This window comes from Urechidicola vernalis, assembly GCF_031846385.1.
In the GTDB taxonomy this organism is placed as follows: Bacteria; Bacteroidota; Bacteroidia; order Flavobacteriales; family Flavobacteriaceae; genus Urechidicola; species Urechidicola vernalis.
In genome coordinates, this window is the sequence record NZ_JAVRHV010000001.1 from 326,639 (window position 1) to 339,952 (window position 13,314).

Below are 13,314 nucleotides of genomic sequence, written 5' to 3' on the forward strand. Positions count from 1 at the left end.
TCATTTCGACTGCGCTCAATATATCAGTTCAGAATGACAGTTTAAATGTCATTCTGAGTGAAACGAAGAATCTATTTATTTTAAATTCAAAACTTTAACTCCGCTTGTATTTATTTTAGAAACATAAATATCAAACTCAATTTCAGTGCTTTCGTATACTTTATTAATTACCTCTGCAACCTTCATTGCTGTGGCTTCACCTTTACATAAAGAGAAAATAGAGGGGCCAGACCCTGATATTCCTGCACCAAGTGCACCATTATCTAACATTGCTTTTTTGACTTCATCAAAATATGGGATTAATTGCGAGCGATGTGGTTCAACAATATTGTCTATTAGTGAATCTGATATTAATTCATAATCTTCATCATACAAGCCACTTATAAAACTTCCAACATTGGCCCATTGTTTAATGGCTTTTTGTAAAGAAACCTCTTTGGGTAAAATAGCGCGCGCCTCGGCCGTTTTAACTTCAATTTGGGGATGAATAATGGTTGCCCACATTTCTGAAGGTGTAGGTAATTGCACTACTTTTAAAGGATTTAATTGTTTTACAAGTGTAAATCCTCCAAAAATACCGGGTGCTACATTATCTGCGTGTTCAGCGCCACTTGCTAGGGCTTCACCTTTCATTCCAAACGCAGTTAATTCTTGTTTGTTAAATGGTCTACCAAGTAATTCATTAATGGCCCAAACGGTACCCGATGCGCTTGCCGATGAACTACCAACACCACTTCCAGGTTTTATGTTTTTGTATATTTCAATTTCTACACCAAACGGATTATCGGCTGCATCTAGTATTGCTTTAGCGGCAACACCGGCTACGTTATTTTCAGGCTCATAAGGTAATGATGCACCTTCAATCTTAGTGATTGCAATTCCTTTGGCTTTTGTTTTACGCACCGTCATTACATCACCGACTGTATCTAAACAAAACCCTAAAACATCAAAACCACAGGATACATTAGCAACGGTTGCTGGTGAGAATATTTTTATTTCTTTCATAACCTTATTTTAGAATGCTATTTATTTCCAATTCTAATAATATCTGCAAACAAGCCAGAAGCTGTTACCGCTGCTCCAGCACCTGCTCCTTTAATAATTAAAGGTTGCTCACTGTATCGTTCTGTAAAGAATAACACAATGTTATCAGAACCATCTAAATTATAAAAAGGATGATCAGAAGGAATGTGCTGTAATCCCACTTTTCCTTTTCCATTGTCAAATTCTGCTACATATTTTAAACGGGCACCTTTAACTGCTGCTGCATCTCTTATAGCATTAAAATGAGCAGATTCTTTTGGTAACGTATCTAAAAAGTCTTGAACAGAATCCGCTGCCAAACTAGAAGCAGGTAAAAATGAATCGTTTTTAATATCCTTTAATTCCAAAACATTACCACTTTCTCTCGCTAAAATCAAAATTTTACGCATTACATCAACTCCACTTAAATCAATTCTTGGATCTGGTTCGGTGTAACCTTGCTTTCCAGCCTCATCAACAATATCTTCAAATTTAGCATCACCTACAAAGTTGTTGAATATAAAGTTTAAACTACCGGATAATACGGCTTGAATCTTCGTTACTCTGTCACCAGACATTACCAAGTTTTTCAAGGTGTCTATAATTGGTAATCCTGCACCTACGTTTGTTTCAAAAAGGAAAGGGGCACTATATTTTTTTGCTAAAAACTTTAAGTTCTGATAATTGTTATAATCCGAAGAACATGCAATTTTGTTACATGCAACAACTGCAATACTATTCTTTAAATAATCCGCATAACGCAATGATACAGATTCATTTGCCGTATTATCAACAAAAATTGAGTTTCGATAATTCAATTCGTTTACCTTATTTAAAAAAGCATCCATATCTAAGACTTCACCAGTATTTACAAGCGTGTCCTTCCAAGAATCTAAATCAATCCCTTCTGGGTTAAAATGCATTTTCTTTGAATTTGCAACTGCAATTACTCTTACTTCTAAGTGTTGCTCTTCTGCTAAGAATTTTTGTTGTTGTTGAATTTGTTCTAATAGTTTTCCACCGACATTTCCAACTCCAACTACAAACAAATTTAATTGTTTCGTGTCTCCTTCAAAAAATACATTGTGCAAAGTGTTCAATGCTTTTTTAACATCTTTTTGCTCTATTACAGCGGTTATATTTTTTTCGGAAGCACCTTGAGCAATGGCACGAATATTTACATTGTTTCTACCCAATGTAGAGAACATTTTTCCACTAATACCTTGATGCGATTTCATATTATCACCAACTAAGGCAATAATAGCTAAACCGTCTTCAATAATTAACGGATCAACAATACCTTGTGCTAAATCATAGGCAAAGGCTTCTTCAAACAATTCTTTGGCCTCAGTAACATCTTTGCTATCAATTCCCATGCAAAGAAAGTGTTCAGAAGAGGCTTGTGTTACTAATGAAACATTAATTCCCGCGCTTGATAATACTTCCAAAATCCTTTTAGTAAACCCAGGAATTCCAATCATACCGGAGCCTTCAATAGTAATTAAAGCGACATTTTCAACATGACTTATTCCTTTTGCCGGAGCAGCAACGCCATTGGTGTTTTGAGTAATGAATGTTCCTTTTGCTTCTGGTTCAAAAGTATTTTTAATTCTAATTGGAATTTGTTTTTCTAAAACTGGTTGAATAGTAGGAGAGAAGAGAACTTTAGCGCCAAAATGAGATAATTCCATTGCTTCGTGATATGAAATATGCTCAATCGGTTTTGCATGTTTTACCAACTTTGGATTAGCTGTGTACATTCCACTAACATCTGTCCAGATTTCTAATTCTTCTGCTTCTAATGCTTTCGCTAAAATGGATGCTGTAAAATCAGAACCACCACGACCTAGCGTAGTCGTTTCTCCATTCAATGTATTCGCAACGAATCCAGGTAATACAGTTATAGCAGTACTGCTTGCATTGAAATAATCTGCAATTTTCTTCTCAGTAATATTATAATTTACTTTTGCATTTGTAAATGTTGCATCTGTAGTTATTAATTCTTGCGCGTTCTTTCTTGTAGCATCCAAACCTTGACTCTTCATAGTTTCCGCAATGATGTAAGATGAAAGCAATTCGCCAAATGAAGCTATCTTGTCCTTTGTTTTATTAGAGAATTCATTGATTAAATAAATTCCTTCTAAAATACTTGCCAATTGACTAAATTGAGATTGAACTTCATCAATAACTTCTTCTTGATGACTGTCTACAATTAATTCCTTTACAGTATTAATATGTCTAAGTTCTAGAGCATTGAGGTCTTCTAAATAACTTTGATCTTTATTTTCTGCTTTTATTCCTGCTTTTAATAAAATATCAGTGGTACCACCAAGCGCAGAAACTACGACTGCTACTTTTTCGTTTTGTGCACTGTTCTTGGAGATCGCAATAACTTGTTGTATGCTTTCTGCAGTTGCTACGGAAGTACCTCCAAATTTCAATATTTTCATGATGTTTCTTTTAATGTTTTTCAACGATGATGTTTTGTTGATTGCTTCGTTTTAATCCTTAAAAACGGAAAATCGGTATGCGATGATATGTAAATGAATATAACCCTAAAGGGTCATCGTTGTGATAGTTGTCATAGCAATACGCCCCATAGAACGGGTCATAAAAGAAGTTGTATTTGTATTGTTGTTTGACATCGGCAACAAATGTAGCATAAATTCTAGTAATCTAATAGGAATACAAAATTTTTGTGGAATTGTTAATTTGTTGCTTTCCAATTGTTGATTTAAACTAAAAACAAGTGCTAAATTAATAAAACGGAATTGTAAGAATTATCCGAACTCCTTAATCATTGCTTTTTCTCTATAATTAAAAATTTCTTGTAGTTTTTTCTGAATTATAAGATGATTTGCGATTTTGCCTAAAACTCCAAAAGGAGGGGCATAACTAACAATATCCTCCATCAGCACTCCATCTGAATTTTGAATGATTTTATGTTGGTGATGCCATAATTTATAAGGGCCAACACGTTGTTCATCTATAAAATAGTCGTTATCTTTTACTTTAGTAATCTCTGTTACCCAAGTTGTTTTTATTCCAAGAAGTGGAGATACTTTATAACTTATAATCATGCCTTCATACATTTTTTCAGGCAACTCAGATGATGTTATATCAAAGCCCATATAGTCAGGTGTTATTTTTTTAAGGTTCGCAGGATTTGAAATAAAATTCCAGACGTCTTCTACAGATGCATTAATTTGTTGCGTTCTTATGAATTGATAAAAAGCCATAGCAAAAAAGTTTACCATAAAGATAAACTTTCTGTGTTATATGCATGTAGAAATTATAAGGTGATTTCTACTTGATTTTTCAATAAATCTTCAAAAGTTTCTCGCTCTCTAATTAAATAGTCTTTGCCTTTGTAGGTCATAACTTCTGCCGTTCTATAGCGCGAATTATAATTAGAAGACATTGAAAAACTATAAGCGCCAGCATTGTGAATACGTAAAATATCACCTTCCGATACCTTGTTCATTTTTCTGTTGTGACCAAAGGTGTCATTTTCACAAATATAACCTACAACTGAATAAACTTTTTGCTCGCTATCATTACTATTTGTTACATTGGTAATATGATGATAAGCGTCATACATCATCGGTCTTATTAAATGATTAAGACCACTATCTACCCCAACAAAAACAATGTTTGGAGTTGGCTTAACTACATTTACCTGAGTTAATAGATTTCCTGAAGCACTTACCAAGAATTTTCCAGGTTCGAAGATGAGTGTTAAATCTTTTCCGTACTCAACACAGAACTGATTAAACCTTTCAGAGATTTGTTCTCCCATACGTTCGATGTTGGTTTCGTTGTCACCTTCTTTATATGGTACTTTGAATCCACTTCCGAAGTCAACAAATTCTATATGCTCAAATTCTTTAACAACATCTAATAAAATCTCTGTCGCTTGTACAAAAGCATCAATATTATAAATGTCAGAACCCGTATGCATATGAATTCCATTGATAATAGTTCCAGTTTTGGCAATAACCTCTTTTATATTTTTGATTTGATAAATAGAGATTCCAAATTTAGAATCTATATGGCCAACAGAAATTTTATGATTCCCACCCGCCATTACGTGTGGATTGATACGTAGACATACTGGAATATCTGGGTATGTATTTCCAAATCGTTCTAAAATAGAAAGATTATCTAATGTGATTTGTACACCTAAGTCAACGGCTTTTTCAACCTCTTCAAATGATATTCCGCTGGGTGTATAGAAAATTTGCTCTGTTGTAAAACCTGCTTTTAAACACAATTGCACCTCTTGAATTGATACGGCATCTACTCCAGATCCTAATGATTTCAATACTTTTAAAATAGCCAAATTGGTGTTTGCTTTTACGGCGTAGTTGATTCTAAGATTGTCAACAGACGAAAAAGCATTCGCCATACGCTTGTATTGTGCTTCAATAACATTGGCGTCATAAACATATAAAGGACTGCCGTGTTCTTCGACTAAATTTAAAAGATGTTGTTGTTCCATTCCTGTACTAAAATTTAAAGGGCAAATATTCAATTATTTATGTTGATGGCAAGAGGAATCTTAAAAATTATTCAAATTTATTCAAGTTGTTAATTATTTAACAAAATCAATAATTAAAACTGACTGCAAGTAACAGTGGAATACTTTTAAATATTTGTCTCGGCCAAAAAATAGTAATTAACTATCGATACTTTTCTGCAGTTAACTCCGCAATTTTAACGATAACATTCATCGCTTTTACAATAGACTCTGCAGGCACATATTCATAGCGTCCATGAAAATTATGCCCGCCTGCAAAAATATTAGGGCATGGTAATCCCATATAAGATAATTGTGAACCATCTGTTCCTCCGCGAATTGCTTTAATCAATGGCTTAATGTCTAGTTCTTTCATTGCTTCTTCTGCAATATTTACAATATGTATAACAGGCTCTACCTTTTCTCGCATGTTATAATATTGGTCTTTGATTTCTATTTGAACCAATTCTTGACCTAAATGTTTGTTCAAATCTTTAGCAACTTGTTTAAATTGATTCTTTTTGTTTTCAAACAATTCCATATCATGGTCTCGAATGATGTATTCTAAAGTGGTTTTTTCAACTTCACCTTGCATATCACATAAATGAAAAAAACCTTCGTAACCTGTTGTCTCCTGTGGTATTTCATTCTGAGGCAAAGCAGCAATGAAATCTTTTGCTATAAGCATTGAATTGATCATTTTGCCCTTGGCATAACCTGGGTGTACAATTTTTCCGTTTATGGTCACTACAGCGCCAGCAGCATTGAAATTTTCATATTCCAATTCACCAACTTGGCTACCATCCATAGTATACGCCCATTCAGCTCCAAATTTGGCGACATCAAATTTATGTGCTCCTTTTCCAACTTCTTCATCAGGAGTGAAACAAATTCTAATTTCTCCATGTCTTATTTCAGGATGCTGAATCAAATATTCCATAGCAGAAACAATTTCAGTAACACCTGCTTTGTCATCTGCACCCAAGAGGGTAGTACCATCGGTAGTTATTAAAGTCTGCCCCTTATATAAAAGTAAGTCCTCAAAATAACTTGGTGATAACACAATGTTTTCTTCAGTATTTAAAATAATATCCATTCCATCATAATTCGGATGGATTTGTGGCTTTACATTGGTTCCAGTATAATCTGGACTCGTATCTATATGTGCAACAAAACCAATAGTAGGTACTTGATGGTTTACATTACTTGGTAATGTGGCCATGATATAACAGTTATCATCTAAGGTTATATCACTTAATCCAATCTGTTTTAATTCATCTACCAGCAAATGTGCTAAATCCCATTGCTTTTCAGTACTAGGAAATGCTGGATTATTGGGATCAGATTGGGTATCTATTGTTACATAACTGATAAAACGATCTATGATGTGTTGCATTGGAATGATAAATTTTGTTTGTAAAAGTAGTTATTGCAGGTCTCTTAATTGAATTCAATGGAATTAATTATTTCCAACGCTTCACATAAACGCTCGTCAACCATTTTTTCACCGTAAAATTCTACTTTAACTTCAATGTATCCAAAAGTTTTATCTTGAATAAAATGCTGAAATTCATGTAAAACGTAGCCGTTTTTAATTCCTTTGGATACTTGCCAATAACTTGGTTTTTCTTTGAATATTTCCATATTAGATTTAAGAACATTTAAAGAATTTTCCTTATTGATTTCTTTTGAAAATTCTTTATCAATGTTAATAACACTGTACTTATATGCAATATCTAAAATAAATGATTTTGACAATTCCCTAATCGTGTCTGCGGCAAAAATGGAAGATTGATAATCGTCATAATATCCTTTGTGTTTCCAAGTTTTAGGAATGTCTATCGAAAATTTATTCTTGAAATCTTTCTTTTCAATTGTACCTTGTAGGCTAGGAATTGTTTTACATGCCAATTCATTCGCCAACGAAAGACGTTCTGTGCAGCTTGTTGAAAAAACTGAAACCAAAATAATAAGTAAAAGGAAATTTTTCATTTCTATTACTTCAATTCTAATTTACCAATTTTTTCATGCCCAGATAACCAAGCCGTATTTTCATCTACAAATTGAATGGCATAATAACTATCAGAACTTACGTCTTTCCAAGTTTGGCCACCATCATTAGAAAAAGAAACTCCTGTTTTTCCAACAGCAATGACTTCATTTCCTTTTGTACCAGGTATATATTGTACACAACTTTTATAATTAGGATTTATGCCATCAGCGACAAGCGTCCATGTTTTACCACCATCTTTTGTTATGGCAACATTTGCCTTGTTCTCTTCTGGTTTGGAATAGTCTCCACCTATAACAATTCCATTATTTTCATCATAAAAATCAACGGAATAGATTCCTTGAGGTCCACTGCCTTGTACTATTGGTGTGTCAAAAATACTCCAAGTCTTTCCTAAATCCTCTGATTTTAGAACTCTTGCTTTTTCACCACCTGTTACTACCCATATCGAATTTTTAAAAAAAGAAATATTAGTATTACTTGCTGCAAAAGAGGCTTCGCCTTCGTTAACTTGTGGTAAGTCAGAGCAGTCAATTTTATTCCAATTATTACCTCCGTCTGTGGTCATGATGATAGAAGTACAACCATCAATGGGGTCCCCAATGGCAATTCCTACATTGTCATTTACAAAAGTCATAGCGTCATAAAACACTTTTGGATGATTTTCCTTATAGACTAAAGAAGTTGCTCCATTTTCGATTTTATAAAGTAAAGCAGGATTTGCAACAGAAAGTACAAAAAGGCTTGTTTTTGTTTTTGTAATGCTCCTGAAATGCGGAATTATGGTGTCTTGATATTGTATATTTATGAATTTCCATGCTGCTCCGCCATCCTCTGTGAACCCTATATCGCCTTTAGAGCCAGCAAAAACAACTTCGTGTTTACTTATGGCATGAATGGCTCGTATGCTAGTGCTGTCCATTTTAATTTCATTAATAGAAATGTTATTAATTTCACGAGGTGTATATTCTTTTGTACAAGAAATAAGAATTGTGAAACAAATTAATAAAGTAGTTAGTTTATGCATAGTTCAAAATTAAGCCACTAATTTAATCGTTTAGTTTTGTTAATGATGAATTTGTTTTATAAATTTAAGATAGAAATATAGCGTGTATTTATGAAAGAAAAAAAAGCATTGGTTATTTCCGGCGGAGGAAGTAAGGGCGCCTTTGCAGGCGGTGTAGCCCAGTATTTAATCCAGAACGAGAAAAAGAAATACGATTTGTTTTTAGGAACATCTACAGGTAGCCTGATGGTTATTCATTTGGCCTTAGGAAAATTAGATGAATTAAAAGAAATATATACCAATGTTTCTCAGCGCACTATTTTTAGTAATTGTCCTATTACTGTAAAAAAAGTGAATGGAAATACTGTTGTTGGAATTAATCATTTGAATGTTATTTGGAATTTTTTGCGGGGAAGAAAAACTTTCGGAGAGAGTAAGAACTTACGAAGGTTAATTCGCCAAAAGATTACGGAGAACTATTTTAATGAAGTAAAAACTTCAACTAAAGACGCAGTGGTAACGGTTTCTAATATTTCCTCGAACTCAATTGAATATAAATCGGTAGATGATTGCACTTATGACGATTTTAGAGATTGGATTTGGGCTTCTTGTAATTATGTGCCTTTTATGAGTTTAATGCGTAAAAATGGATGTCATTACGCAGATGGTGGTTTTGGATGTTTAGTTCCGATAAGAGAAGCTATTAAAAGAGGAGCGAAAGAAGTTGATGTAATTATTTTAGAAACAGAATTGACTCAAGTGAATAGAATACCTGCTAAAAGCCCTTTTTCTGTTCTAATGAATACGCATGATTTTATGATGGATCATGTAGAAAAACATAATATTACCATCGGTAAATTATATGCCAAACAACACGATGTTAAATTGAATTTATATTATACGCCTACTGTATTAACCACAAACTCATTAGTTTTTGATAAAAAACTAATGAGTTTGTGGTGGTCTCAAGGATTCAAATATGCTAAAAACCAACATAATGAAATTATGAATGAGTTAAAGATGGATTTAGAATAACTATTTTATAAATCCGTCTTTTAATTCGATAAACATATTATTTCCAATAGCGGATTCTTTTTTCGAATCTGTGAAATATTCATGTCCGATTAATTCTTCATCAAGCTTATCTAATCCATATTTTGTGCTTGGATCTAATATTTCTAATGCCTTTGAAAGTAAAGGTTCGTTTGGATCACCCAATACTCCTAAGTTACTTGCATATTCTAATAATTCATAATCTGGTATAAATCCAGTTTTATTGTTATATCCCACACTATTTTGAGTCTCCACTACTAAAGGTTGCATTGCCCAAGTATGATTTGGATTAATATCGTCCTTGTTTGTGTAATCTGGTGAATCATAAAGTGTTAAAGACCCCCAAGTTTTTCCAACTGTTGTGTCACCGATAAGAATAACTTCGATATACGGGTCTAAACCATTAATAACTAATTCACTTGATGATGCGGTGCTCGATGAAGTAAGAATAATAACTTTATTCATGTTTAAATTATTAATAGCTTCACCAGACTCCATGCTGTTGCTAAAAAAGTAAGTGAAATAATCAGAACCGTACTCAGCTGTGAAGTAATCGTTCACTTTATCATTCCATCTCTGAACTGAAAATACTTCATTTTCAAATTGTCCAGTAATCATACTTGACAAATTAATTGCAGAAGAAACTTGCCCTCCTGAGTTGTATCTTAAGTCTAATACTAAGTCTGATACGCCTTCGGCTTTTAAAGTGCCAAATGCAGTGTTTAAATCACTATCATATGTACTTAAAAATTGATTGTACATAATATAACCTACCTTATCGCTACCATTATCAATAGTTTTTACTATATGCACAGGGTTTTCCGCTAATTCTTCTTTAATTAGGAGAATTTCTGTTCCAGTATTGGTAAAAACACCATTATTGTAATCTGTCAATTCAATAGTGTAAGATTCAGATTCAAATAATAATGCAAAATAATTGTTTATTGTTAACTGCTGACCGTCTACTTTTTGAAAAAAGTCTCCTCTTTTAATATTTTTATCATCGGCTGCCGAATTTGGTAATATATATCGAACAAAAGCCACAAGATTTGGGCTATTCGAATCAATATATGATAATCGGATATCCATTCCAGTTGTAGAACTTACTCCACCTCTAAGTTGTTGGTCTAGTACGTTATAGTCATCTACTATCCAAGAAAACTCATCTTCATTGTGCAATAAGTTTTCAAATAATTCTTCATGCTTTCCATCATACGGTGCTAAGTAAGCATCTAATTCAATTTGTGTAGTAAACTTTGTGTCCGACAAATCGGGAACATCTTGCTGCCATAAATAATATAAATTAAGTCCTTTCCAAATAAAATTCTCAATTTCTAAATCAACAGTTGCTACAGGATCCGGTTCTGGAGTAGCAAGAGGGGTGACAACATCGTCGTCGTCACTACTACAGTTTATAAGAAAGATTGAAAGTATAATTAAAGAGGCGTAAAATTGAATATTTTTCATATAGCTAGGGTTTTTAATATTTTAGAGTCGCAAGTTAAGCAAAAAGATTACAAAATTAATTTGCTTTGTAACAAAATAGATAATAGGTCGTCGTAATAATAAGAAAGCAAATAAAACTACTAACAAGACTAAACGAATAATGAAACAAGCGGAGTTTTTAAACACTGTAATGCCTTTTAAAGATAAGGTTTTTAGACTAGCAAAAAGATTGCTTGTTTCTAGTGAAGAGGCTGAGGACGCAACACAAGAGTTGTTTTTGAAGCTATGGAGGAATAAAGAAAAAATAGGTTCTTATAAAAATGTTGAAGCGTTTGCCATGACCATGACAAAAAATTATTGTTTTGATCGATTAAAATCGAAACAAGCAACAAATTTATCATTGGTACATAGCAATTATAGAGAAAAAGATACTTCTCTAGACCGTAAAACGGAATTGATAGACAGTGTTTCTATTGTACATAAACTAATAGAAAATTTGCCAGATCAACAACGAATGATTATTCAACTTAGAGATGTAGAACAATACGAATTTGAAGAAATAGGAAAAATGCTTGAGTTAAAGCCAACTGCGGTTAGGGTGGCTTTATCTAGGGCGAGAAAAACAATAAGAGAACAATTGATAAAACAACACAATTATGGAATCAAACAAAATTGAACAATTGTTAGAAAAGTATCTAAATGCTGAGACAACAATAAAGGAAGAGACGGTTTTAAGTGATTACTTTACAAGTGATCGAAAAATACCAGCACACCTAGAAGGTTACAAAGCATTGTTCGGATATTTTGCTGAGAATAAATCAGAACGTTATACTAAAACTATTCAATTAAAAACTGAAAAGACGAATTGGAAATGGTTATCGGTGGCAGCATCTGTAGTATTATTATTCAGCGTTTACACGGGATACAATCAGTATCAAGCAAATCAGGCTAATGAGGCCTTGGCACAAACTCAAATGGCGTTCCAGTTATTGTCTAAAAACATAAATAAAGGAACAACAGCAGTAACCTATTTGGGAGAGTACGAAACAACAGCAAACAAAATTTTTAAACAACCTTAGTAAAATTAGAGAATCATGAAAAAAGTAATTTTAATAATAGCAATAGCATTAACACCATTATTTAGTAACGCACAGTCATCTGTATTTGATAAGTATGATGGTGAAGAGGATGTAACAACAGTAGTTGTAAGCAAGAAAATGTTCGAATTAATGGGCAAATTTGGTGGCGGAAGTGATGAGGCTGCAGAATATATAGATATGGTTGGTGGTTTAGATGGATTGAAAGTATTTACTACTGAAAATTCGGACATCGCTAGCGATATGCAATCTACTGTAGACAAATATTTGAAATCTTCTAAGTTATCTGAATTAATGAGAATTAATGATAAAGATGCAAATGTGAGAATTTACATCAAAGAAGGAAGAGATGATGATCACGTAAAAGAATTATTAATGTTCGTTAACGGAATAGAAAAACATGTCGAAGGAATGAATGGTCGAAGTGCAGAAGCAGTGATCGTATCTTTAACAGGAGATATTGACTTAAATAAAATTGCAGAATTAACAGAAGGCATGAATATTTCTGGATCGGAGCATTTAAAAGATGTGAAGAAAGAAAACAAATAAAACAACATATCGAAACCCACTTATTAGTGGGTTTCTTTTAAATTAAACGATTATGACTAAAAGTTTTAAATATATATGCATCGCTTTAACGGCTTTAATTTTCGTTTCTTGTGATCAGTATCCTTCATTACAAAAATATTATGTAGATAGTCAGGCAAGTACTGAATTTATTGCCTTAGACATTCCTGCTAGTATAGTAAGTTTAAAAGAGGAAGACGCTTCAGAAGAAACCAGAGAGACGCTAAAATCTATTAAGAAAATTAATTTCTTAGGATATCAAATTACAGAGGATAACACAGAGGAATATAAAGCGGAGCAACAAAAAGTTAAGGAGATCTTGAAGAATCCAAAATACCAGGATTTAATTAGAGTTGGAAGTGGTGGCAAATCATTAGTTGTTAAATTTTTAGGAGAAGAAGATGCTATTGATGAAGTGATTTTTTATGGAGCGGATAAGGAATTAGGATTTGCCTTGGTTAGAGTTTTGGGTGATGGTATGGAGCCTTCTAAAATGATGGAGTTGGCACAACAGGTAAATATTGATGATGATTCAGCATCTATTCAGCAAATAACATCATTCATGAAAAATGTGAGTGAATAATAAATTTAG

Annotated in this window: 13 protein-coding genes; 5 read left to right on the plus strand and 8 right to left on the minus strand. The window is 33.1% G+C overall.

Annotation, left to right across the window (positions count from 1 at the left end):
• Positions 1-75: 75 nt before the first annotated feature.
• The 7 genes from RM519_RS01440 to RM519_RS01470 form a co-directional block, all read right to left on the minus strand.
• Positions 76-1,005, minus strand: a complete 930-nt coding sequence (locus RM519_RS01440) for a homoserine kinase (RefSeq protein WP_311591708.1) — start codon at positions 1,003-1,005, stop codon at positions 76-78.
• Positions 1,006-1,022: 17 nt separating this feature from the next.
• A complete protein-coding gene (gene thrA / locus RM519_RS01445) occupies positions 1,023-3,473 on the minus strand; it encodes a bifunctional aspartate kinase/homoserine dehydrogenase I (RefSeq protein WP_311591709.1) in 2,451 nt (816 codons plus the stop codon).
• 330 nt (positions 3,474-3,803) lie between these two features.
• On the minus strand, positions 3,804-4,262 hold the full coding sequence (locus RM519_RS01450; RefSeq protein WP_311591710.1) for an SRPBCC family protein: 459 nt from the start codon (positions 4,260-4,262) through the stop codon (positions 3,804-3,806).
• Between the two features lie 53 nt (positions 4,263-4,315).
• Entirely contained in the window at positions 4,316-5,524 is a 1,209-nt protein-coding gene (gene lysA / locus RM519_RS01455) for a diaminopimelate decarboxylase (protein WP_311591711.1), read from the minus strand.
• Between the two features lie 181 nt (positions 5,525-5,705).
• Entirely contained in the window at positions 5,706-6,938 is a 1,233-nt protein-coding gene (pepT, locus tag RM519_RS01460; RefSeq protein WP_311591712.1) for a peptidase T, read from the minus strand.
• 44 nt (positions 6,939-6,982) lie between these two features.
• The gene (locus RM519_RS01465; protein ID WP_311591713.1) at positions 6,983-7,534 is read right to left on the minus strand and encodes a hypothetical protein; all 552 of its coding nucleotides are present in this window, start codon (positions 7,532-7,534) and stop codon (positions 6,983-6,985) included.
• 5 nt (positions 7,535-7,539) lie between these two features.
• Entirely contained in the window at positions 7,540-8,580 is a 1,041-nt protein-coding gene (locus RM519_RS01470) for a WD40/YVTN/BNR-like repeat-containing protein (RefSeq protein WP_311591714.1), read from the minus strand.
• A gap of 90 nt (positions 8,581-8,670) precedes the next feature.
• On the opposite strand from RM519_RS01470, the gene RM519_RS01475 reads away from it, so the two are divergent.
• On the plus strand, positions 8,671-9,594 hold the full coding sequence (locus RM519_RS01475) for a patatin-like phospholipase family protein (RefSeq protein WP_311591715.1): 924 nt from the start codon (positions 8,671-8,673) through the stop codon (positions 9,592-9,594).
• Here RM519_RS01475 and RM519_RS01480 read toward each other — a convergent pair whose 3' ends face one another.
• A complete protein-coding gene (locus RM519_RS01480) occupies positions 9,595-11,079 on the minus strand; it encodes a GFO_1087 family putative carboxy terminal peptidase (protein ID WP_311591716.1) in 1,485 nt (494 codons plus the stop codon).
• A gap of 139 nt (positions 11,080-11,218) precedes the next feature.
• Here RM519_RS01480 and RM519_RS01485 point away from each other — a divergent pair, with 139 nt between their 5' ends.
• Genes RM519_RS01485 through RM519_RS01500 form a run of 4 tightly spaced genes read left to right on the plus strand, consistent with a single transcriptional unit; the run spans position 11,219 to position 13,305 of the window.
• Positions 11,219-11,734, plus strand: a complete 516-nt coding sequence (locus tag RM519_RS01485) for an RNA polymerase sigma factor (protein ID WP_311591717.1) — start codon at positions 11,219-11,221, stop codon at positions 11,732-11,734.
• Entirely contained in the window at positions 11,715-12,137 is a 423-nt protein-coding gene (locus RM519_RS01490) for a PG0215 family putative anti-sigma factor (protein WP_311591718.1), read from the plus strand. Before RM519_RS01485 ends, RM519_RS01490 begins: the two co-directional genes overlap by 20 nt.
• A 15-nt stretch (positions 12,138-12,152) precedes the next feature.
• Entirely contained in the window at positions 12,153-12,704 is a 552-nt protein-coding gene (locus tag RM519_RS01495) for a DUF4252 domain-containing protein (protein ID WP_311591720.1), read from the plus strand.
• Positions 12,705-12,756: 52 nt separating this feature from the next.
• Positions 12,757-13,305, plus strand: a complete 549-nt coding sequence (locus tag RM519_RS01500; protein WP_311591721.1) for a GFO_1091 family lipoprotein — start codon at positions 12,757-12,759, stop codon at positions 13,303-13,305.
• Positions 13,306-13,314 lie beyond the last annotated feature (9 nt).

Excerpts from the sequence above, each read along its gene's own strand:
- RM519_RS01440 (WP_311591708.1), bottom strand. The coding sequence starts at position 1,005 with ATGAAAGAAATAAAAATATTCTCACCAGCAACCGTTGCTAATGTATCC.
- thrA (WP_311591709.1), bottom strand. The coding sequence starts at position 3,473 with ATGAAAATATTGAAATTTGGAGGTACTTCCGTAGCAACTGCAGAAAGC.
- RM519_RS01450 (WP_311591710.1), bottom strand. The coding sequence starts at position 4,262 with ATGGCTTTTTATCAATTCATAAGAACGCAACAAATTAATGCATCTGTA.
- lysA (WP_311591711.1), bottom strand. The coding sequence starts at position 5,524 with ATGGAACAACAACATCTTTTAAATTTAGTCGAAGAACACGGCAGTCCT.
- pepT (WP_311591712.1), bottom strand. The coding sequence starts at position 6,938 with ATGCAACACATCATAGATCGTTTTATCAGTTATGTAACAATAGATACC.
- RM519_RS01465 (WP_311591713.1), bottom strand. The coding sequence starts at position 7,534 with ATGAAAAATTTCCTTTTACTTATTATTTTGGTTTCAGTTTTTTCAACA.
- RM519_RS01470 (WP_311591714.1), bottom strand. The coding sequence starts at position 8,580 with ATGCATAAACTAACTACTTTATTAATTTGTTTCACAATTCTTATTTCT.
- RM519_RS01475 (WP_311591715.1), top strand. The coding sequence starts at position 8,671 with ATGAAAGAAAAAAAAGCATTGGTTATTTCCGGCGGAGGAAGTAAGGGC.
- RM519_RS01480 (WP_311591716.1), bottom strand. The coding sequence starts at position 11,079 with ATGAAAAATATTCAATTTTACGCCTCTTTAATTATACTTTCAATCTTT.
- RM519_RS01485 (WP_311591717.1), top strand. The coding sequence starts at position 11,219 with ATGAAACAAGCGGAGTTTTTAAACACTGTAATGCCTTTTAAAGATAAG.
- RM519_RS01490 (WP_311591718.1), top strand. The coding sequence starts at position 11,715 with ATGGAATCAAACAAAATTGAACAATTGTTAGAAAAGTATCTAAATGCT.
- RM519_RS01495 (WP_311591720.1), top strand. The coding sequence starts at position 12,153 with ATGAAAAAAGTAATTTTAATAATAGCAATAGCATTAACACCATTATTT.
- RM519_RS01500 (WP_311591721.1), top strand. The coding sequence starts at position 12,757 with ATGACTAAAAGTTTTAAATATATATGCATCGCTTTAACGGCTTTAATT.